The 21,126-nt window shown below is 68.2% G+C and carries 20 protein-coding genes and 1 pseudogene; 13 read left to right on the top strand and 8 right to left on the bottom strand.

Annotated features, from left to right (window positions below; translation table 11 throughout):
• Positions 1 to 90 precede the first annotated feature (90 nt).
• A pseudogene (locus HWX39_RS33165) lies at positions 91 to 714 on the bottom strand (response regulator transcription factor); the annotation flags it as partial.
• A gap of 241 nt (positions 715 to 955) precedes the next feature.
• Between HWX39_RS33165 and HWX39_RS33160 the strand changes: the two are divergent.
• Both HWX39_RS33160 and HWX39_RS33155 read left to right on the top strand, forming a co-directional pair.
• Positions 956 to 1,702, top strand: coding sequence for a MipA/OmpV family protein (locus HWX39_RS33160; protein WP_175971794.1), 747 nt, complete (start codon positions 956 to 958; stop codon positions 1,700 to 1,702).
• 339 nt (positions 1,703 to 2,041) lie between these two features.
• Complete coding sequence (locus HWX39_RS33155) at positions 2,042 to 2,371, top strand: hypothetical protein (RefSeq protein ID WP_175971793.1); 330 nt, start codon at positions 2,042 to 2,044, stop codon at positions 2,369 to 2,371.
• 617 nt (positions 2,372 to 2,988) lie between these two features.
• Here the strand turns inward: HWX39_RS33155 and HWX39_RS33150 are convergent.
• From HWX39_RS33150 to HWX39_RS33140, 3 genes are all read right to left on the bottom strand, one after another.
• A complete protein-coding gene (locus HWX39_RS33150; protein WP_175971792.1) occupies positions 2,989 to 4,212 on the bottom strand; it encodes a transglycosylase SLT domain-containing protein in 1,224 nt (407 codons plus the stop codon).
• 414 nt (positions 4,213 to 4,626) lie between these two features.
• Positions 4,627 to 5,787 (bottom strand): porin, encoded by a 1,161-nt coding sequence (locus HWX39_RS33145; protein WP_175971791.1) that lies wholly within the window; start codon positions 5,785 to 5,787, stop codon positions 4,627 to 4,629.
• 279 nt (positions 5,788 to 6,066) lie between these two features.
• Positions 6,067 to 6,378, bottom strand: a complete 312-nt coding sequence (locus HWX39_RS33140; protein ID WP_175971790.1) for a hypothetical protein — start codon at positions 6,376 to 6,378, stop codon at positions 6,067 to 6,069.
• Between HWX39_RS33140 and HWX39_RS33135 the strand changes: the two genes are divergently transcribed.
• Genes HWX39_RS33135 through HWX39_RS33120 form a run of 4 tightly spaced genes read left to right on the top strand, consistent with a single transcriptional unit; the run spans position 6,352 to position 11,322 of the window.
• On the top strand, positions 6,352 to 6,861 hold the full coding sequence (locus HWX39_RS33135; protein WP_175971789.1) for a sigma-70 family RNA polymerase sigma factor: 510 nt from the start codon (positions 6,352 to 6,354) through the stop codon (positions 6,859 to 6,861). The genes HWX39_RS33140 and HWX39_RS33135 overlap by 27 nt on opposite strands.
• 3 nt (positions 6,862 to 6,864) lie before the next feature.
• A complete protein-coding gene (locus HWX39_RS33130) occupies positions 6,865 to 7,851 on the top strand; it encodes a FecR domain-containing protein (protein WP_175971788.1) in 987 nt (328 codons plus the stop codon).
• Positions 7,852 to 7,904: 53 nt separating this feature from the next.
• Complete coding sequence (locus HWX39_RS33125; protein WP_175971787.1) at positions 7,905 to 10,487, top strand: TonB-dependent receptor; 2,583 nt, start codon at positions 7,905 to 7,907, stop codon at positions 10,485 to 10,487.
• Positions 10,488 to 10,542: 55 nt separating this feature from the next.
• The gene (locus HWX39_RS33120) at positions 10,543 to 11,322 is read left to right on the top strand and encodes a hypothetical protein (protein ID WP_175971786.1); all 780 of its coding nucleotides are present in this window, start codon (positions 10,543 to 10,545) and stop codon (positions 11,320 to 11,322) included.
• 34 nt (positions 11,323 to 11,356) lie between these two features.
• On the opposite strand, the gene HWX39_RS33115 is transcribed toward HWX39_RS33120, so the two are convergent.
• Entirely contained in the window at positions 11,357 to 12,247 is an 891-nt protein-coding gene (locus HWX39_RS33115) for a LysR family transcriptional regulator (RefSeq protein ID WP_175971785.1), read from the bottom strand.
• A 112-nt stretch (positions 12,248 to 12,359) separates the two neighbouring features.
• Here HWX39_RS33115 and HWX39_RS33110 point away from each other — a divergent pair, with 112 nt between their 5' ends.
• Positions 12,360 to 12,785, top strand: coding sequence for a VOC family protein (locus HWX39_RS33110; RefSeq protein ID WP_175971784.1), 426 nt, complete (start codon positions 12,360 to 12,362; stop codon positions 12,783 to 12,785).
• Positions 12,786 to 12,917: 132 nt separating this feature from the next.
• On the top strand, positions 12,918 to 13,502 hold the full coding sequence (locus HWX39_RS33105; RefSeq protein ID WP_175971783.1) for a flavin reductase family protein: 585 nt from the start codon (positions 12,918 to 12,920) through the stop codon (positions 13,500 to 13,502).
• A 42-nt stretch (positions 13,503 to 13,544) separates the two neighbouring features.
• Here the strand turns inward: HWX39_RS33105 and HWX39_RS33100 are convergent, their stop codons facing one another.
• Positions 13,545 to 14,441, bottom strand: a complete 897-nt coding sequence (locus HWX39_RS33100) for a LysR family transcriptional regulator (protein ID WP_175971782.1) — start codon at positions 14,439 to 14,441, stop codon at positions 13,545 to 13,547.
• Between the two features lie 97 nt (positions 14,442 to 14,538).
• On the opposite strand from HWX39_RS33100, the gene HWX39_RS33095 reads away from it, so the two are divergent.
• From HWX39_RS33095 to HWX39_RS33085, 3 genes are read left to right on the top strand one after another with little or no spacing between them, the layout of a single operon-like run.
• The gene (locus HWX39_RS33095) at positions 14,539 to 15,837 is read left to right on the top strand and encodes a citrate:proton symporter (protein WP_175971781.1); all 1,299 of its coding nucleotides are present in this window, start codon (positions 14,539 to 14,541) and stop codon (positions 15,835 to 15,837) included.
• A gap of 40 nt (positions 15,838 to 15,877) precedes the next feature.
• On the top strand, positions 15,878 to 17,236 hold the full coding sequence (locus HWX39_RS33090; RefSeq protein ID WP_175971780.1) for an acyclic terpene utilization AtuA family protein: 1,359 nt from the start codon (positions 15,878 to 15,880) through the stop codon (positions 17,234 to 17,236).
• Positions 17,236 to 17,547: a hypothetical protein gene (locus tag HWX39_RS33085; RefSeq protein WP_175971779.1), complete on the top strand. Its 312-nt coding sequence runs from the start codon at positions 17,236 to 17,238 to the stop codon at positions 17,545 to 17,547. Before HWX39_RS33090 ends, HWX39_RS33085 begins: the two co-directional genes overlap by 1 nt.
• 30 nt (positions 17,548 to 17,577) lie before the next feature.
• On the opposite strand, the gene HWX39_RS33080 is transcribed toward HWX39_RS33085, so the two are convergent.
• Positions 17,578 to 18,399 (bottom strand): carbon-nitrogen hydrolase family protein, encoded by an 822-nt coding sequence (locus tag HWX39_RS33080; protein WP_175971778.1) that lies wholly within the window; start codon positions 18,397 to 18,399, stop codon positions 17,578 to 17,580.
• A 175-nt stretch (positions 18,400 to 18,574) separates the two neighbouring features.
• The gene (locus HWX39_RS33075) at positions 18,575 to 19,366 is read right to left on the bottom strand and encodes a LuxR C-terminal-related transcriptional regulator (RefSeq protein WP_175971777.1); all 792 of its coding nucleotides are present in this window, start codon (positions 19,364 to 19,366) and stop codon (positions 18,575 to 18,577) included.
• Between the two features lie 105 nt (positions 19,367 to 19,471).
• Here HWX39_RS33075 and HWX39_RS33070 point away from each other — a divergent pair, with 105 nt between their 5' ends.
• Both HWX39_RS33070 and HWX39_RS33065 read left to right on the top strand, forming a co-directional pair.
• Positions 19,472 to 20,239, top strand: coding sequence for a hypothetical protein (locus HWX39_RS33070; protein ID WP_244135140.1), 768 nt, complete (start codon positions 19,472 to 19,474; stop codon positions 20,237 to 20,239).
• Between the two features lie 56 nt (positions 20,240 to 20,295).
• Positions 20,296 to 21,108, top strand: a complete 813-nt coding sequence (locus tag HWX39_RS33065; RefSeq protein WP_175971776.1) for a topoisomerase IV — start codon at positions 20,296 to 20,298, stop codon at positions 21,106 to 21,108.
• Positions 21,109 to 21,126: the final 18 nt, after the last annotated feature.

Raw genomic sequence — 21,126 nt, 5'->3', positions numbered from 1 at the left:
TTGCCAAAAACCTACCAATTTGCCCAATGAATTGCCCAACTGCCCAAAATTAACCGTAAGTTGTTGATTTATAAGGCGATACAGCTACCTTACACCCGAGTCGACCGAGCGGTCGAGCCCGTCGAACTCGATCCCGCGCAGCTGCCTCAGGATGTCGTCGCGGCTCAGCACGGTGCCGGCCGCACGCGCAAGGATCAGCAGCAGGTTGAATTCGGTGGTCTTCAGGTCGACCGGCTCGCCGCGCCACGTGACCGTCCGGTTCGGCGGCGAAATCGTCAACTCGCCGAACACGAGGGCTTGCGGCTCGGCGGCGGCCGGTTCCGGCGCGGCGGGCTGCGCGCGGCGCAGCAGCGCACGGGCGCGCGCGACCAGCACGCGCGGCTCGATCGGCTTCGTCACGTAGTCGTCGGCGCCGGTCTCGAGGCCCGCGACCTGGTCGTAGACATCGGCGCGTGCGGTGAGAATCAGCACCGGGATGTTGGTGAACGCGCGAATGCGCCGGCAGACTTCCATCCCGTCGAGATTCGGCAGCATCAGATCGAGTATCACGAGGGCAGGCTGGTGCTCGCGCACCGCGGCGACGGCGAGATCGCCGCGCCGCACGACCGTCACCGCGAATTCATAGCCGTCGAGGTATTCGCGCACGAGCTGCGCGAGGCGGTCGTCGTCCTCGATCAGCAGCACACGGTATTTGAGCGGATTGTCGTTCTTCATGGTCTCCTCGGAATGCGCGCGTCGTCTTCCACTTCGGCACGCGGGCGCGCGGCACGCGAATTTTATCCGGCGTTCCGACGGCCGGGGCCGCCGTACGACAATCAGGAACAATCGAACACAATTGCGCACAGATTCACCGCAGATTCCGGACAGTCCCGGCGCGCGGCGATCCCTAGACTGCGGGCTCCGTCACTCGTATCTCAATATTGTGCGCCCATCTCTCCGCTCCTTCCGCTATTGCATGCCCCTTGCCGGTCTGACTCTCGCCGCCGTCGCCCACGCCGAAAACCAGTATGCGATATCGCTCGGCGGCGGATTCGCACCGCGCTACCAGGGGAGCAACCAGTATCGCGGCGTGGTCGCGCCGTCGTTTTCCGCGATGTTCGGCAATGGCTTCTTCATTGACGGCACGCAGGGCGCCGGCTACCGGCTGGACTTGCCGCACGGCGCGTTCGTGTCGGCAGCGTTGGGCTACGACGCGGGCCGCGCCGACGAAAACCGCTTCGACCTGCCGGGTTCGAACCACCTGAAGGGGATGGGGCGGGTTCCGGGTTCGGTGCTCGTCGGTTTGCGTGCCGGCGTGAAGCTGCTGGACGGCGGCGAACTGACCGTCACGATCGACGCGCCGGTCACGCATGCGTCGCGCGGCCTGTCCGGGCATGTCGACCTCGCGGTGCCGGTGTTCACGGCCGCGCGGCACACGATCGTCGTGACGGGCAGCGTGCATGCCGGCACGGGCCGCTACATGCAGACGTTCTACGGCGTGACCGACGCGCAGTCGATGACGAGCGGGTTCCGGCCGTATTCGACGAGCGGCGGGGTCGACAGCGCGACGCTGTCGCTGGCGTGGAACTGGGATCTGTCGCAGCACTGGTCGGTGCGCGCGACCGGCGGCATGACGCGGCTGCTCGGGCGCTATGGGGACAGCCCGATCGTCCAGACGCGCAGCAACTACTACGGCATGGCCGGCGTGACGTACAAGTTCTGAGCGGATTGTCGACGGCGGCCCCGAGCGCCGCGTTGCATCGGCATGCATGGGGCGGGGCGATCGAGCCGCGGCGCCGCGCGATGCATGGGCGCCGCCCCGTTGCGGCCGACCGCCTGCGGTAACATGCAGGCGGCTGTGGCTGTGGCTGTGGCTGTGGCTTCGGGCCGGCCCCGAGGCTCCGCTAGCCGAACCGGCGCGGCCGGCGCGCGCGAGGTCGCGGTTGGCCGGCTGGCATCCGCCGGAAAACGGCTGGCGATGCGCGCAAACCAATCATGTATGCAATGCCCGGCGGGCGAGACGCGCCGCACCTGTTTCGCCGGGCGCGCAAGGGAGAAACCGATGAAGAAGACGATCGCGGTGATGATGGCGCTGGTTGCGGGCGCAACGTTTGCGGGATGCACGGACATGAGAACGAAGAATGCGACCGCGGGCGGCATGATGATGAACGGCGAGCCGGCAGTCACGTCGCAGGCATGCAAGGCGGACGCGGGGCCGGACGACGCGCTGGTCGGCAAGGCCGAGGCCGATGCGGCCGCGCAGCTGGACGGCTGCCTGTGGCGCGTGCTCGAGCGCGATGGCAAGGCACTGCCGGGCACGATGGATTACCGGGAGGAGCGCCGCAATCTCGGCATTCGCGACGGCAAGGTGATCTGGGTGCGGCGCGGGTGAGGCGTTGGGCCGGTGGTGGCGTGCCCGCGGGTACGGGCGCGAATGTTGTCGGCATGCGTGCGGTGCCCGGCATTGCCGTGTTTGCGAGGCTGTCGACGTAGTCCAGGGCAGGCATCAGGCGTTCGCGCGCCGACACCGGCGGCGCTGGGCGTGCTCGGCGTGCTGGCCGGATGCGAACGACACGACGGCGCGGCATCGCCGGCGCGTCGCACCGGTTGCATCACCGGCTATAACGAGTACACCCGCAAGCTTCACGAGTTCCGGCTCGACAACGAACACGAGTCGGGGTGCTTCGGCAATCCGTCCGCGCGAGAGGCACGTGAGGCATTCGGCGGCGGGGGGCCGCCTGCGGCAGCAAGGTCGCGCCGGGGCAAACGGTGAAGCCGGCGTGGGCGTTCGCGCAACCGCTGGCCGAGATCGAGCGTGGCGTCGCGTCGGAACAGCAGGCGATCGACGTGACGATTCCGCAGCCGGAATCGTCACGTCGAGTTATCTGCGCGTGTATTTCAGACCGAACGGCACGGCCGACCTGCAATGGGTGGGCGACATGAACGCGTCCGGGCTGCCGCCGACCGTGGAGAAATGATCGCCGCGCGACACGCGGGATCGGCGGTGCGCTACTTCGAGATGTACCACAGCGCATCCGCGCTGGCGCGCGAAGGCTGAGCGGCTGCGGCCGGCACTGGGGCCGGCGCGGGCGGCGGTGTGTTCGACGTGATGGCCGTCGGCAGCGTGGCCGGAATGTTCGCGGTCGACGGCGAGGCTGCCGTGGTTCCGGACGTCGAAGGCGTATTCACGTACCACAACGCATCGGTCGACGCCGTGCGTTTTGAGGCAGTTGCCGCCGGACCGGCTGCCGTATTCGCCGCCGTACTCGCCGACTTTTTCGAGCCCGCGGCCGCAGCCGTCGTCGGGCCCGCCGGACCCGCCTGCGCCGTCATGCCGGTGCCATTGCCCGCGCTACGCTGCGCGCGCGCCTCGAACGGCCCGAGCTGGAAGATTAACGTTTGCGCGGGACGCGTCAGGACGGCATATGGAAACTGCAGCTCCCACGACATCAGCACGCGTCCGGACGACGTCTCGGTGAAGATCGCCGGCACGTGTTTCATGTCGCTGAACTGCACGTACACCCGCGCGCCATCATCGAAGACCTGGGTCGGCTTCGCCTGGTCGGCGCCCGTGACCGTCCAACCGAAGTTGTACGAGCCGGCCGGGCCGGCGGGGCCGCCCGGCGGCGGCGGGGGCGGCGGGGCCGACGAGATCGTGCGCGGACGCGTGACCTGCTGCGGTGCGGACACGCTCAGGCTCGCGAACGGGTTGTACGCCTGGGCCTGTTGCGGCGGCGTAAAGGACGGTGGAAGGATAGGCATGGGGGTATCCGGCGAATCCGGCATGGTCCGGATTGCATCATAGACCTTGCGTGCATATGCGAGGCGCTTGTCGGGCGATGCGGAGTTGTACGCGCCGATCGCGTTCCAGTTGGCGCCGAGCTGGCGAATGTTCTGCGACAGGATCCACGCGCCGACATACGCGTTCGTGCAAGCATCGAACAGGCTCTCCCGCGTGATGCCTTCGCGCGCGAGCGTCGGCAGCCAGGTGCTGTTGATCTGCATCAGGCCGATGTCGACCGTGCCGTTCGTATTCGTGTTGACGGCGTTCGGATTCATGCCCGACTCGACCTGCGCGATGCCGCGCATCAGGCTGACACTCACGTGCTGGAATGCGGCCGCGTCGTCGAGGCAATCGGCCCGGGCGACACCGTGCAGCGCGCACGACATCGCAATCGTCGAGGCGATTTTCAGCGTTTCTCGGCTGATCGAACGGGTTGTCTGACGCGGCATGGCAGGATGGGGCGGAATCCGACCGCCCGGTGCAAGGAAATTACGCAGACGCGAAGTGTGCCATAGCGAGCAGGCAAATGGCTCACGTCAAACTTTCCTTTGCATTTGCCCATGCGTTCGCCACGCATTTCCATCGCGTCCGATCGAGGGGGGCGGCGAAGCATAATCGGTAAAAATGGCCGGATTATCGCGCGAATGCCGGGGCAGTGACGGCGCCGGAATACTGACGCATTGCGTCATTGGCTTGGGGGAATTCGGTGCTGAATCAAACTGGATGACAATCGCGCGGCAGTGGATATTCGGGCTGAAAAAGGCGACGGCAAGGCGATCCGGAATCAACGGCGGCCGAAGCCGCCGTGTCCGCCGTTGCGGATTCGACCGGCCGCGCGACGCGCCGCCGGCCGTTGTTTTGCATCAGAAGCGGTGACGCAGGCCGAGGTTGACCATCGTCTGCGAGCTCGTGCCCGCATAACCGTACGACCCGATCGAGGCCTGCGCGGCCATCGAGCCGCCGTTGCCGTCGCCGGTCCGGCCGCTGGCGTGCTGGTACGCGGCGCTCAGGTAGACGTCGGTACGCTTCGACAGGGTGTAGTCCGCGCCGGCCGATACCTGGTGATAGGTGGCCGACGTGTCGCCGCCCGAGCGCGTATAGCTGTAGCCGACGCCGACCAGCAACGCATGGGTCGCCTGGTAGTTCACGAAGCCCTGCCCCGTGTTGTAGTGCTCGTTCGAGCCGAACACCGAGCTTCCATCGCGGCGGTACTGCGCGTTGCTGTAGCCGAGGCCGACCGTGAACGGGCCGGCGACGTACTGGCCCGCGATGCGCGCGATGCCGATCGAATGCGCACTCGCATAGCCGCTGTTGATCGGGCCGTCGAACGTGCCGTCCGACGAACTGGTCCAGCCGCTGCGCAGGCTGCTCGACGCAGGGCTGTTGGTCGCGTGGAAGTAGCCGCCCGCGACGCTGAACGGCCCGTTGTTGTACGACACGGCGGCCGAATACGAATTCGCGGCGCCGGTGCTCCCGGCGATGCCGCCGAACGAATACATCGCCGCGAACTGCAGGCCCGCATAGACGGCCGACGTGTATTTCACCGCGTTGTCGACGCGGAAGCTGTTGTCGTAGTTGTCGACGTCGCCCGGCGTCGCGAACACGCTGCCCAGATAGTTGTCGGCGGTGATGCCCTGCACGAGATCGACGAGCGGATCGTACTGGCGGCCGAACGTGAGCGTGCCGTAGCGGTCGCTCGTCAGGCCGACGAACGCCTGCCGGCCGAACATGCGGCCGCCCTGGCCGAGCCGGCCGTTGCTCGGGTCGAAACCGTTCTCCAACTGGAACAGTGCCTTCAGCCCGCCGCCGAGATCCTCGGTGCCTTTCACGCCCCAGCGGCTGCCGGCCAGGTTGCCCGCGCTGCTGTTGCCGAGCATCCACGCGTTGTCCTTGCCCTGCGCATGGTTCACGTAGGTGATCGACGTGTCGATCACGCCATACAGCGTGACGCTCGACTGCGCATGTGCGACGGGTATTGCCGCGAATGACGCGATGGAAATCAGAGAGAGGATCGTGCGTTTCATTTCATCTCCTTGCGCATTGGCTTGTGCTCGTGATCCGGAATGGCAGGAGACTACCGAGCCCGATGAAAACGGTAAAAACGAAATTCTCTTTTGTGGCCTGACGCAGACAGGAATGTCCTTCGATCGCGACGATCGGGGGATCTGAATTGTTGAAAATTGCGTATCAATTGATTGCCATTTCGCGATTTCGCCATTGCGGCTTGCATGTGTCGCGATAATTTCGCGCAATTCAGGGAGGAATTGAGACGGCCGGAATATTGTTATCGATCTGTCAAATAATTATTGAATGAATCGAATTGGCCGGGGTGCAACGAATGTGTTAACGGCGGGTCGCGCGTGCCCTTTGACGGCCACGTCCTGGTCGTCCATTCCGGTCTCGTTGTCGCTGCGTGCGTGACGCGCCGAGCGTGTGCCGCGCCGGAGCATGACCGCCATCGGTGCGTCGCCCATCGAAGCGCGGCAGCGGTCAATGCGCACCGGAACGCCGGTCGCCGGCCAGGTTTGTATATAATAATCATTCTCATTTACAAAATCGTTGACGCCTGCGCACCCCGGAACCCGGCCATGTCTGCTGACAAGCTGCTTCTTCATCGAGAAATCGACGCCCTCTACACCGGCCACCACGCGTGGCTGCGCGTCTGGCTGAGCCGGAAGCTCGGTTGCGCGCACCGCGCGGCCGATCTCGCGCACGACACGTTCCTGCGCCTGCTCGCGCGCGACGAGCCGATCGGCGCCGACGAGCCGCGCGCGTTCCTGACGACGGTCGCGCAGCGCGTGCTGAGCAACCACTGGCGGCGCGAGCAGATCGAGCGCGCGTATCTCGATGCGCTCGCGCTGCGCCCCGAAGCGCATGCGCCGTCGCCGGAGGAGCGGGCCGTCGTGCTCGAGACGCTGCTCGAAATCGACCGGCTGCTCGACGGCCTGCCGCTCGCGGCGAAACGCGCGTTCCTGCTCGCGCAGCTCGACGGGCTCACGCAGGCCGAGATCGCGCGCGAACTCGGCGTGTCGCTGGCGACGGTGAAACGCTATCTCGTGAAGGCCGGCACGCAGTGCTTCTTCGCGATGGCGGCCTGACCGATGGCCGCCCCGGGAGCGCCGGCGGTGCCGCCGCAGGTTGCGCGTCGCGCGGTCGAATGGTGGGTCGACCGGCAGGCCGGCCGTACCGACGAAGCGTTCGACGCCGCGCTCGCGCGATGGCGCGCGGAGGATCCCGCGCACGACGCGGCATGGCGCCACATCGAGACGATGCAGCGCAGGTTCGGCGGGCTGGCGGCCGGGCTCGACCCGCGGGCCGCCCAAGCGGCGCTGCTGCCGCCGCGTGCGGGCCGCCGCCGTGCGGCCGTGAAGACGCTGGCCGTGCTGCTGTTCGCGGGCGGTGCCGCATGGATGGCCGAGCCCGCGCGGCGGGCGGCGATCTGGCCGGCGGACCTGCGCACGGCGGTCGGCGAGCGGCGCATGGTGACGCTCGCGGATCGCACGGTCGTCGTCCTCGATACCGACACGGCGCTCGACGTGCGCTTCGACGATACGGTGCGCCACTTGCGCCTGCTGCGCGGCACGGTCATGGTGACAAGCGGCCACGACGATCGCGTGCCCGCGCGGCCGCTCGTCGTTGCGACCGCGCAGGGCGAACTGCGGCCGCTCGGCACGCGCTTCGCGGTGCGGCAGCGCGACGGTGCGACGCGTGTCGAGGTGTTCGCCGGTGCCGTGCGCGTGCGGCCCGACGATGCGACGGCCGGCGCGCGCGTGATCGCGGCCGGAGAGGGCGCGGAGTTCACGCGCGACACGATCGACGCGCCGGCGCCGCTCGATGCGTACGCGTCCGCGTGGACGAGCGGCATGCTCGTCGCGTCGCGCATGCGGCTGGCCGACCTCGTCGCCGAGCTCGACCGCTATCGCCGCGGCAGCCTGCGCTGCGATGCGGCCGTGGCCGACCTGCGCGTGTCGGGCACCTATCCGCTCGACGATCCCGCGCGCGTGCTCGACACGCTGAAGGCGACGCTGCCGATCGACGTTCACTACCTGACGCGCTACTGGGCGACGGTCGTGCCGGCCCGTTCGTGAGCGCGTCAAAAAATTTTCCGCCGACCTGAGCTGTTTCTCGATGTTCGCGTGACATGGGTAATGAAAGCAGCACTGGCCCATCGTCCACCGACTTCCCGATCATGGTTTCCATCCGTCTCACGTATCGGCGCCGTCCGGCGCCTGCCCGACATCTGCCGCGCGCGTCGCGCCTGGCTGCACCCGCCGCACCGGGTCGCCTCGCGCGCCGGCTGGCCGGCGCCGTCCTGGTGTCGGCGCTGCTGCCGCTGCCCGCGCTGGCCGACACCGACACCGACCCAGATGCGGCGCCGGCCGCGCAGCGCGCGGCGCGCCGCGCGTTCGACATTCCGGCCGGGCCGCTCGAAGCGGCGCTGAACCGGTTCGGCCGCGACGCGGGCATCCTGCTCGCGTTTCCGGCCGAGCTGACCGCCGGCCTGAAGAGCGGCGGCGTGCAGGGCCGCTTCGACGTCGACGGCGCGCTCGACCGCCTGCTCGCGGGCACCGGGCTCGTCGCGTTGCGACAGCCGGGCGGCGGTTACACGCTGAAGCGCGCGGACGGTTCGGTCGCGCGGCCCGTGGCCGCCGGCGCGGCCGCGGGCGCCGAGTTGCCCGCGATCAATGTGCGCACGAGCGCGCTGCGCGCCGAAAGCTATCGCGCGCCGAAGGAAGCGGGCGTGCTGCGTTCCGAGATCCCGCTGCTCGATACCGCGCAGGCCGTCAACATCGTGCCTGCGCAGGTGTTGCGCGACCAGCGTCCGCGCAACCTGGACGACGCGCTCGGCAACGTCAGCGGCATCACGCAGGGCAACACGCTCGCGGGCACGCAGGACACGATCATGAAGCGCGGCTTCGGCGGCAATCGCGACGGCTCGGTCATGCAGAACGGGATGCCGCTCGTGCAGGGGCGCGCGTTCAACGCGGCGGTCGACAGCGTCGAGGTGCTGAAGGGGCCGACGTCGCTGCTGTATGGTCTGATGGACCCGGGCGGCGTGGTCAACGTCGTTACCAAGCAGCCGCAGCTCAAGCGCTACAACGCGATCTCGCTCGGCGCGTCGACGTTCGGGCACGGCAAGAACGGCGGCAGCGCGACCTTCGATTCGACCGGGCCGGTCGGCGATTCGCGGCTCGCGTACCGGCTGATCGTCGACCAGTCCAACGAGCAGTACTGGCGCAACTTCGGCGAATACCGGCAGACCTTCGTCGCGCCGTCGCTCGCGTGGTACGGCCGCGATACGCAGGTCGCGGTGTCCTACCAGTACCGGAAATTCCATTCGCCGTTCGATCGCGGCACCGCGCTCGACCCGCGCACCAACGCGCCGCTCGACATTCCCGCGCGCCGGCGCATCGACGAGCCGTTCAACAACATGGACGGCGAATCGCACCTCGCGCAGTTGAGCGTCGATCACCAGTTCAACGCGGACTGGAGCGCGCATTTCGGCTACAGCTACAACCGCGAGACCTACGACGCGAACCAGTTGCGCACGACGGGCGTCGATCCGGTGAAGGGCACGATGACGCGCAGCAACGACGCGACGCACGGCTCGCTCAGCACCGACAGCTACGGGATCGGCTACGTGAACGGCAAGCTGATGCTGGGCGGGATGCGGCACGACGTGCAGGTCGGCTTCGATACCGAATACCGCCGCATCTACCGCAAGGACATGCTGCGGCAGGCCGTGAAGACGCCGTTCAGCTATCTCGATCCCGTCTACGGACTGCTGCCGCCGTCGAGCACGGTGTCGGCGAGCGACAGCGACCAGACCGACACGCTGCACGACGCGTCGGCGTTCGTACAGGACACGATCCACCTGACCGACAAGTGGATCGTGTCGGGCGGGTTGCGCTACATCACGTACAACCAGGTCGCGGGGCGGGGGCGGCCGTTCGTCGCGAACACCGATCTCAGCGGCTCGAAATGGCTGCCGCGCGCGGGCGTGGTCTACAAGTGGACCGACACGTTCTCGCTGTACGGCAGCTATTCGCAGTCGCTGAAGCCGTCGTCGTCGATCGCGCCGATGACGGGCTACATCATCGACGGCGCGACGCCGCCCGAGGAAGCGACCGCGTGGGAAGTGGGCGGCAAGCTCGACCTGCCGGGCGGGATGACGGGCACGCTCGCGTTGTTCAACATCGACAAGAAGAACGTGCTCGTGTCGCAGTACAACGACGCGACCAAGCTGACCGACTGGCGCACGTCGGGCAGGGCGCGCTCGCGCGGGATCGAGCTCGACGTGTCGGGCAAGCTCGGCGAGCGCGTGAACGTGATCGCGAGCTACGCGTACATCGACGCGAAGACGACCGAGGATCCGCTGTACACGGGCAACCAGCTGTGGAACGTCGCGCGTCACACCGCGTCGCTCGCGGCCGTCTACGACTTCGGCACGGTGGCGGGCGGCGACGACCTGCGTATCGGCGCGGACGTGCGCTACGTCGGCGCGCGGCCCGGCGATTCGGCGAACAGCTTCACGCTGCCTTCGTACGTGCTCGCCGACGCGTTCGCCACGTACGACACGCGGATCGGCAAGCAGAAGCTGTCGTTCCAGCTCAACGTGAAGAATCTCTTCAATCGCACCTACTACCCGTCGAGCGCGAACCGTTACTTCGTCGCGATCGGCGATGCGCGACAGGTGTCGCTGCTCACCACGCTGCAGTTCTGACCACGCAATCGCCGCGCGGCCGTTATGGCGGCGCGCGGCTTCGGAGAAGATCCAGATGAACCGGAACATGAAGACCGGCGCCGTGCGCGCCGTTGCCGCCGGCGCGCGGCGCCGCGCATTGCGCGCGATCGCGGGCTCGGTGCTCGCGATCGGCGCGGGCCTCGTCCTCGGCGCAGGCGCGGCCGCCCCCGCGTCGGCAGCCGATGCACCGCTGGCCGTCACGCGTGTCGCGATGCTCGTGCAACTGCGCGGCCCGAACCTGAAGGTCGACGAGCGCATCGGCCAGCATCTCGGCGAACGCGGCTATGCGGTGCGGCTGATCGACGAGTCGGCCACGCCCGATGCGGCGCGCGACGCCGACCTGGTCGTGATTTCGTCGACGGTGTCGTCGAAGAACGTGCGGCCCGGCTGGCGCGCGCTCGACAAGCCGCTCGTGACCTGGGAAAACGACCTGCTCGACGATCTCGCGATGACGGGCAAGCGTCATGACGTCGACTTCGGCGAAACGGGCAAGGAGCGCTACCTGTGGCTCGTCAATGCGCCGCACCCGATCTCGGCCGGGCTGCCGGCCGGCGCGACGAACGTGTACGGCAAGCAGGCGCCGATGAGCTGGGGCAAGCCGGGGCTCGGCGCGATCACGATCGCGACCGTGTACGGTCAACCCGACAAGGCCGCGATCTTCGCGTACGAGAAGGGCGCGACGATGGACTACGAAGCGCTCGCGCCGGCGCGCCGCGTGATGTTCTTCCTCGACAACGACACATTCGCGAACCTGTCGCCGGCCGGGCTCGCGCTGTTCGACGCGGCCGTCGACTGGGCGGCCGGGCGGCGCTGATCCGCCGCGGCTACGGCGTCGCCAGGCGTGCGCCTCAGGCAGCCGGCGGCGGCGAGCGCCGCCGCGATGCCGCTTCGATCAACCGGGCCAGCATCTGCGCCGGTTCCGACATCGTCCGCCGCGCGCGATGCACGAGCCCGATGTCGCGGTGGAACGTATGGTGCCCGAGATCGATCGCGCGCACGCCGGCCGGCCAGCGGCGATAGACGGCAGTCTGCGGGACGACCGCGACGCCGACACCGTTCTCGACCAGCTTGACGATCGCGTCGAGCTCGTCGAGTTCACAGGTGTCGCGCACGGCGATGTGCATCTTCCTCAGAAAACGGTCGACCTGGCGGCCGCCGAACGACGCGCGGTCGTAGCGCACGAACGGCTCGCTCGCGAGCAGCGCGGCCCAGTCCTTGCCCTTGACACCGCGCGGCACGATCAGCCGGAACGGTTCCTGCACGAGCGTCGTCCAGTGCAGGTCGCTCTGCAGCGAAAACGGCGGCCGGATGATCGCGGCCAGGTCGATCTCGCCCGCATCGACCCGGTTGACCAGCTCGATCGACAGCCCCGGTATCACGCGCGTGCGGCACGCGGGATGCCGGCGATGGAACTCGGCGAGCGCAGCCGGCAGCAGCGCGCTCTGTACCGAGGCGATCGCGCCGATCGTCACGCGCACGTTGGCAGGCGAACCGGGGGCCGTCGAGCTCAGGTTCTCGTACAGGCCGATCAGCGTCTGCGCCTGGTCGAGCACGTGATGACCCCGCTCGTTGAGCCGGGCCGACCGGCCTTGCCGGTCGAACAGCGCGAAGCCAAGCTCGGCTTCCAGACGCTGCATCTGCGCGCTCACGGCCGCCTGCGTGAGCCCGATGCGGTTGCCGGCCGCGGCGAACGTGCCTTCCCGGGCGACGGCGACGAGGGTTTTCAGTTCGCGGATCATTCATCAATTCCATTTGTGAATGAAGAAACTATATATTGATTTAATTTCTGCTTGACCTTGACTACCATGGTGCCGTCCTCGCGCCACGCGAGCGTTCCATCACGAGGCAACCATGAGTCTTTCCCCGTTTCACCTGGCGATCCCGGTCTACGACCTGCCGGCCGCGCGCGATTTCTACGGCCGTGTGTTCGGGCTGGCAGAGGGGCGCTCGAGCGCGCAGTGGGTCGACTTCGACTTCTACGGGCACCAGCTCGTGATCCATGAGCATCCGAAGACCGCGTCGCAGGAAGGCGCGCATACGAACGCGGTGGACGGTCACGACGTGCCGGTGCCGCATTTCGGGATCGTGCTCGACTGGCCGAGCTGGGAAGCGCTGTCCGAGCGGCTGAAATCGTTCGGCGTGACCTTCGCGATCGAGCCGTATGTGCGGTTCCAGGGGCAGGTGGGCGAGCAGGCGACGATGTTCCTGTTTGATCCGTGCGGCAATGCACTCGAATTCAAGGCGTTCCGCGATATCGGCCAGTTGTTCGCGAAGTGACCGGCGGCGCCGTCAGCGCCGATTGAAATGAGGTGCGAGAATGCGGCCTGCGGCCCGGCTGCGCGCTCGCGCACCGGCCGGCGCCGCGCCGCACGGCATCCGTCCGTGCGTGCCGTTTTCCAAGGAACCCGTATGGACAGTCACATCGCTCCGGTGGAGCTGAAGAAGGCCTACCGTCTCCTCAACCACGGCCCGACCGTGCTCGTGTCGGCCCGCCACGATGGCGTCGACAACGTGATGGCCGCCGCATGGGCGTGCGCGCTGGACTTCCTGCCGCCGAAGCTGACGGTCGTGCTCGACAAGACCGCGAAGACGCGCGAGCTCGTCGAGCGCAGCGGCACGTTCGTGATCCAGGTGCCGACGGCCGCTCAGATTCGGCTCACGCATGCGGTCGGCAGCCACAGTCTCGCGGAGCGGCCCGACAAGCTGCGCGAAGCGGGCGTCGCGCTGTTCGACGTCGAAGGCCACGATCTGCCGTTCGTCGCCGGATGTTCGGGCTGGCTCGCGTGCAAGCTGATTCCGGAGCCGCACAACCAGCAGGCGTATGACCTGTTCATCGGCGAGGTGGTCGCGGCGTGGTCCGATACGCGCGTGTTCCGCGACGGCCACTGGTATTTCGAATCGGCCGATCCGGCGCTGCGCAGCCTGCACTACATCGCGGGCGGCAATTTCTATGCGATCGGCGAATCGCTGCACGTCGATCCGGACGTGCGGTAAGCGTCGGGCGGGCTGCCGGTTCCGCCGATCCGGGCGCGCGGTTCACGCGCGCTTGTTCAGTTCCGTCAGCATGGTTTCGGCGAACGCCTGCGCGACGCGCGGCAGCGTGCGGCCGCGCTTCGTCACGAGTGCGATCGGCCGCACGAACGCGGGATCGTCGATCGGCTTCGCGACCAGCTCCGGTTCGGCGCGCACCTCGCGCGCGGTCGCCGGCAGGATCGTCACGCCGAGGCCGCCGCGCACCATCGCGACGGCCGTCATCATGTAGGTCGGCTCGCACGCGATGTCGGGCGTGCAGCCGGCCGCGTCCAGCGCGGCATCGACGACGCTGCGCACGCTCGTGCCCTGCGCGGTGAGCACGAGCGGCACGGCCGCGACGTCGGCGGTGCTCACGCGGCGCTTGCGTGCGAGCGGGTGATCCTTCGGGCACACGGCGACGAGCCGGTCGGCGCCCGCATACAGCACCTCCAGCGACGTATCGAACGCGTCGCCGCCGGTCAATCCGAGATCGGCTTCCTCATTGCGCACGAGCGCGGTGACGAGGCTCGCGACGCCGTCACGGATCTCGAAGCCCGCGCGCGGCACGTCGCGCCGGAACGACTGGATCAGCTCCGGCAGCACGCTGGACGCGAAGGTCGGCAGGCACGCGAGCCGCACCGTGCCGCTCGTGCCTTCGCCGAGCGCGCGCGCATCGCGCAGCACGCGCTCCATGTCGTCGAGCGAGCGCTGCAGCATCGGCAGCAGCTCGCGTCCGGTCTGCGTGAGCGCGACGCTGCGGCTGTTGCGGTCGAAGAGGCGCGCGCCGACGATCTCCTCGAGCCGGCGGATCTGCACGGTCAGCGCCGGCTGCGACAGGTGCAGGCGCGCGGCCGCACGCGTGAAGTTGCCGGCCTGTGCGACGGTGACGAACGCGCGGATGTCGCGAAGGTTCAGATCCATAACGGCTCGTGATTGCTGCGATCAAATCATTTCAATTGTGCTATCGCTGCGCCGACCTTACGCTCGTCTCCAACAAAAGACAAGGTAGGAGACACGGATGCTGCCGTTACTCGGGCTTGGCACGATCGTCGTGCTGCTGGCCGCAATTCTGTCGAAGCGGATGTCGCCGCTCGTCGCGCTGATCGTCGTGCCGATCGCCGCATCGCTGATCGGCGGCTTCGGGCTGCACACCAGCAAGTTCGTCATCGACGGGCTGAAGGGGCTCGCGCCCGTCGTCGGGATGTTCGTGTTCGCGATCCTCTATTTCGGCACGATCACCGACGCCGGCACGCTCGACCCGATCATCGACCACATCCTGCGCGCGGTCGGCACGCGGCCGACGCGCATCGTGATGGGCACGACGCTGCTCGCGCTGCTGATCCACCTCGACGGCTCCGGCGCCGTCTGCTTTCTCGTGACGATTCCGGCCGTGCTGCCGCTGTACGACCGGCTGAAGATGGACCGGCGCGTGCTGGCCGCCGCGGTGTCGATGGCCGCGGGCATCAACTTCCTGCCGTGGACGGGGCCGATGATCCGCGCGTCGGCGTCGCTGCACCTGCCGGTGTCGGCGCTGTTCAATCCGCTGATCCCGGTGCAGGCGATCGGGCTCGTGTTCGTGTTCGGCGTGGCGTACTGGCTCGGGCGGCGCGAGGAGAAGCGGCTCGGCCTGTCGCGCGACGATGCATCGGTTCCGCTGCCGAAGCGCGAGCTGACGCCCGACGAGCAGGCGCTGCGCCGGCCGCACCTGTTCTGGTTCAACCTGGTGCTGACGCTCGTCGTGCTCGGCACGATGGTCGTGATGGGCGAGAAGATCCCGCCCGCGATCATGTTCATGGTCGGGCTGTGCATCGCGCTGATGGTGAACTACCCGGACGTCGACATGCAGCGAAAGCGCATCGACGCGCATGCGCGCGCCGCGCTGATGATGGCCGGCATCCTGCTCGCGGCCGGCGTGTTCACGGGGATCATGCAGGGCAGCGGGATGCTGAAGGCGATGGCGCAGGCGGCGGTCGGCTTCGTGCCGCCGTCGATGGCCGGCCACATTCCGGTGGCGCTCGGCCTCGCGTCGATGCCGCTCAGCATGCTGTTCGATCCCGATTCGTTCTACTTCGGCGTGCTGCCCGTGATCGCCGAGGTGGCCGGCCAGCTCGGCGTGCCGGCCGTGCAGGTCGGGCAAGCCGCGCTGCTCGGCCAGATGACGACCGGGTTCCCGGTCAGCCCGCTGACGCCCGCGACGTTCCTGGTCGTCGGCCTGTGCGGCATCGAGCTGGCCGAGCACCAGAAATTCACCTTCCCGCTGCTGTTCGGCGCGTCGATCGTGATGACGATCGCGTGCGTCGCGCTGGGCATTTTTTGATCTTTCCCGGCGGTGAAATCCGCCGGACGACGGTACGGACATGACAGCAAAGCAACCTGAACGGCGTGTGCGCATCGGCGCGGGCGCCGGCTACTCGGGCGACCGGATCGAGCCCGCGGTGGAACTGGCCGCACACGGGCAGCTCGACTATCTCGTCTTCGAATGCCTGGCCGAGCGCACGATCGCGATCGCGCAGCAGGCGCGGCGCAAGGCTCCGGCGCTCGGCTACGACCCGCTGCTCGATGCGCGGATGCGCGCGGTCTTGCCGGTCGCCGCGCCGAACGGCGTGCGCATCGTGTCGAACATGGGCGCGGCGAATCCGCGTGCGGCCGCACGGCGCACCGCACAGATCGCGCAATCGCTTGGCCTCGCGAAGCTGAAGGTCGCGGCGGTCGAAGGCGACGACGTGCTCGACGTGGTGCTGCGCGGCGCGTTCCGCTTCGAGGAATCCGGCGACGACGTCGCCGCCTATCGCGACCGCATCGTGTCCGCGAACGCGTACCTCGGCGCCGCGCCGATCGTCGATGCGCTCGCGGCCGGCGCGGACGTCGTGCTGACCGGGCGCGTCGCCGATCCGTCGCTGTTCGCCGCGCCGCTGATCCACGCGTTCGGCTGGCGGATGGACGACTGGGACATGCTCGGGCAGGCGACGGTCGTCGGCCATCTGCTCGAATGCGCAGGGCAGGTGACGGGCGGTTATTTTGCAGACCCCGGCTACAAGGACGTGCCGAACCTCGCGCGGCTCGGGTTCCCGATCGGCGAAGTCGCGGCCGACGGCTCGGTCGCGATCACGAAGGTGCCGCACGCGGGCGGCCGCGTGAGCGCGGCGACCTGCAAGGAACAGCTGCTCTACGAGATTCACGACCCGGCGCGCTACCTGCAACCCGACGTCGTCGCGGATTTCACGCGCGTGGCGGTCGTGGAGGAGGCGATCGATCGCGTGCGCGTGACGGGCGGGCGCGGCACCGCGCGGCCCGATACGCTGAAGGTGTCGGTGGCCTACGTCGACGGCTGGATCGGCGAAGGCCAGATCTCGTACGGCGGCCCGGGCGCGCTCGAACGTGCGCGACTCGCGCTCGAGATCGTCCGCGAGCGGTTGGCACTGACCGGCGTCGCCGCGACCGAGTTGCGCTTCGACCTGATCGGTGTCGATTCGCTCTACGGCGACGCGACGCCGGCCGTGCGCGGCGAGCCGGCCGAGGTGCGCGTGCGGGTGGCGGGCCGCGCGGCGAGTGCGGATGAAGCGGCGCGCATCGGCAATGAAGTCGAGACGCTCTATACAAACGGGCCGGCCGGCGGCGGCGGCGCGTTCAAGTCGACGCGCGAGGTCATCGCCGTGCAGTCGGTGCTGCTGCCGCGCGCGGCCGTGACGCCGTCGTTTTCGTTCGTGGAGGCATGATGCAACTGCGTGAACTGGCGCATGCGCGCACCGGCGACAAGGGCAATACGCTGAACGTGTCGGTCATCTGCCGCGATCCGCGCCATTACGATCACCTGCGCAGGCATCTGGATGCCGACGCAGTGAAGGCGTGGCTCGCGGGCATCGTGCATGGCGACGTCGTGCGTTACGAATTGCCGGCGCTCGGTGCATTCAATTTCGTGCTGCGCGATGCGCTCGGCGGCGGCGTCACGCGTTCGCTCGCGCTCGACGCGCACGGCAAGTCGGTCAGTTCGGCGCTGCTGGCGATCGAGGTGCCCGACCCGACGTGACGGATGTCGCCGCCGCAGGCGCGCAAGCGCTTACGGAATCAGCAGTTCGCGAAGGCCGTTGGCGTGCTCGATGCGTTCGCCGGCGATGTGCAGGCGCTGATCCCGGCGATAGTCGTAGACCGCACGCGACGCGGCGAGCTGGTCGAAATCGAGTTCGACCGCATGGCGCGATTCGGTATGGCCGGCCTCGAAGATCAGGTTGCCGAACGGATCGGCCGCGAGGCTGCCGCCCGCGAACACGACGTCATGCGTGCTGCCGCCGACGCGGTTGGCGACTACCGCGAACACCTGGTTCTCCATCGCCCGCGCCGTTGCCGACGTGCGGTGGACCGGGCGGTACGGCTCCATGTTGCCGTCGGTGATGAGGATCAGCTCGGCGCCGAGTGCGGCGAGCGCGCGGCCGGTTTCGGGGAATTCGTTGTCGTAGCAGATCAGCAGGCCGATCCGTGTGCCGCGCCATTCGATCGTCGCGTAGCGGTCGCCGGGCAGGACGACGCCGCGCTCGCTCACCCACAGGTGGGTCTTGCGATAGCGCAGCGCGATGCCGTCCGGCGTGACGAACACGGTGGTGTTGTAGAAGCGGCCGCCGTCGTTCTCGATCAGCCCGACCACGACCGCCACATCGCGTGCACGCGCGGCCGCGATGACCGCGCCGACGCTCGGGCCGTCGAGCGGCTCCGCGCATTCGGCAAGATTCGACGGATCGAGGAAGCCGGTGAGCTGCGCTTCCGGAAACATCACGATGTCGGTGCCCGGTGCGCAGGTGGCGATCGCTTCGAGCGTGCGCTGCAGGTTGTAGTGCGTGTCGCCGTCACGGCCGGCGAGCTGGACGATATCGAGCTTCAGTTTCATGGCGATGTCGGTGGCAGGGGCCCGTCGCCGGTGGCGCCGGAAGGGGGTAAGGAGGCCCCAGTATGCGCCGAAGCGGCGGATTTCCCATCCCGCCGGCGCGTTAACCCATCAGGGGTATTGATCCGTGACGCCGCCAGTGGCGGCGAGCGCCGACGCGCGAGACCCGCGACGCGTGTCAGGTGCCGGTCTGCGCGTTCAGGAACAGCGAGAACAGCTCCGATTGCGAGTTGATGGCGAGCTTTCCGTAGATGTTGCGGCGATGCACCTTGACCGTTTCGGCGGAAATCGACAGCTTGTTCGCGACTTCCTTGTTCGAGCGCCCGCTCAGGATCAGCCGGATCACGTCGAGCTCGCGTGCGGTCAGCGGCGTGCCGAGCCGCGCCATCGCCTGCTCGAAGCCGTCGTGCGCGCCGGGCCGGCGCGGCGGTGCAGGGTCCGCGGATGCAGGCTCGAACGCGAGCCGCTGCCGCATCAGCCCGGCCACCCACGGCCGGATCAGGTCGAGCAGCGCAACCTGCTCGGGGCTGAAGCGCCGCTTGCTGCCGAGCGACAGGCACAGCGTGCGTGCATCGTCGAGCACGACGTTGAACTGCACCTCGTCCTCGACGACGTTGTGCGTGAAATAGCGCGTGTAGTACTCGGTATCGCGGAAGCACTCGGGCGCGACGTCGGACAGCCGGAACAGGCCGCTCTTCGGTGCGTCGCGGTTCGCGATGTAGAACGGGTCGAGCTGGTACAGGCCCTGCACGTAGTCGCGGAACAGCGGGTCGGGGCCGCCGCCCTCGTACGGGCATTCGGCGAACACCTGCGGGCGCCCGTCGCCGAACGTCAGCGCGACCCAGCTGTCGACCGCGACGTATTCCTCGATCAGCCGGATCAGTGCCAGCCAGAAGCCCGGCTGATCGAGCGACTCGATGAGCCGCCCGACCGACCGGTGCCATGCGACATCCTGCAAGGTGAGGTTCATGCGTGGGTCCATGTCGGCAGGTGCGATGCGCGCTTGCGGCGCCGCGCCGTGCGTGTACGCTACGGGCTCGCGGGCAGATTCCCGCGCGCATCGAACGGAGCCTGGGTGAAGAACGAGATCGTAACGCCGGCGGGCGCGAATGGCGAGGCCGTACGCCGCCGCCGGTTCGCCGCCGTTGTCGCCGTGCATGCTGCAATGGCGTGTTCGGGCGCGATGGCCCTGCAGACGGCCGCCGCCGCGCCGCTGGCGTCGTGCAACGATCAACTGACGCGGTTGATCGTGCCGGCACTGCGGCAGACAGGGATGAACCCGCGCGACATCCGTGCCGACGTGGACGAGCGTGACGGCGATGTCTACCGCGTCAGGCTGTACACGATACCGGACCACGCGGGCACGCCGAATCGCGAGGCGACGATCGGCTGGGTGACGCTCGATACGCAGGCGATGCAGGCGCGCGACGTCACGCGCGATCCCGACCGGCCGGCCGTGCTGAATATCGACCGGCGCGCGTTGTCGCGATTCGTGTCGACGTGCATTGCCCCGGCGGCACCGGCCGCCCCGATGCGCAACGCCGTCGATTGCGATGCGCTGAACCGTCGCGCGCAGGCGCAGGGCGATTATGTTGCGGGCAGCGACGCCGGACGAGTCGTCACCGGCAAGGGGCGCCTGCCGTTTTATTCTGCGCCGGACGACGCATGCCGGATCGACGGGCTGTTCATCGTCGAGCACGACCACGTCGATGCGCGGACCGACTATGGCCGCTTCACGGCGGTCATCTATCTGAATCCGCGCACACGCGGCATCGCCGAAGGATGGGTGCCGGCCGCGCGGCTGAAGCCGGACGGCACCGGCATTGCGCCACGGCAACCGTGATCGCGTGTGCCCGCTACCATTCGCCTCACACCTTTTCGACCAGAACGATCCTCGTCATGACAGTCCCGCACCAGAACAAGCATCTGAAGCCGCTCGCCGCGCTGGGCGCACTCGCGGTGCTCACCGCGCTCTCTGCGTTGTCGCCCCTCCATGCGGCCGAGCCTGCGCAGCCTGACCGTCAACTGAAAACCTTCTTCCACGACACTTACGGCAATTGGCGCGCGGACCGCAAGGGCTGGCAGGCGGATGCGGACGATTTTGTCTATGCGTCTTGCGGCTCGCTGCACGTCGCAACGGCCGACGGCCCGCGCATCCTGCTTGCGATGTGCGGCGAGACCGCGGCAGCGGTGCAGAACGGGATGCCTGGCATGGATTCGGACGCGACGACCGGCACGATCGACCTGTACGTGCTGAAACCGGCGGCCGACGGCAAGACGCTCGAACCGGTCATGAAGAAAACGGAGATCGCGTCGGGCGGGCGCGGCGAGCCTGGCACCGTACGCATCGAGCGGCTCGGGCCGCACCTTTTCGGTTTCGTCATCGGCGAAAGCGACACGCGGCAAGGCTATTCTCAACGCTTCCGCGCGATCTGGCTGCCGGTCGGCAATGCACTGGTGCTGGCGGCGGCGCGCATCGACGAGGCGCTCGACAACGCTGAGTCGACCGAATGTGCGAACGCGCGGGCGCGCTGCGAGGAACGTCGCTTCGAGATCGCGCCCGACACGACCGGCGCCGGCGACGTCTATCCGCTGACGGTCACGGAAACGGGCATGCGCGGCGACAGGGCGATCCGCGCGCGCCATACGGTGAAGTTCGACGCGGCGCGTGGCCGATACGTCGTGCCGAAGGCATTGCGCGAAGGGTACTGATCCTTCGCGCGCGGGAAC

The organism is Burkholderia sp. BCC0322, assembly GCF_902833045.1.
In the GTDB taxonomy this organism is placed as follows: Bacteria; Pseudomonadota; Gammaproteobacteria; order Burkholderiales; family Burkholderiaceae; genus Burkholderia.
The sequence above is the reverse complement of the archived record's forward strand: the minus strand, read 5'-3'. Positions and strand labels throughout refer to the sequence as shown.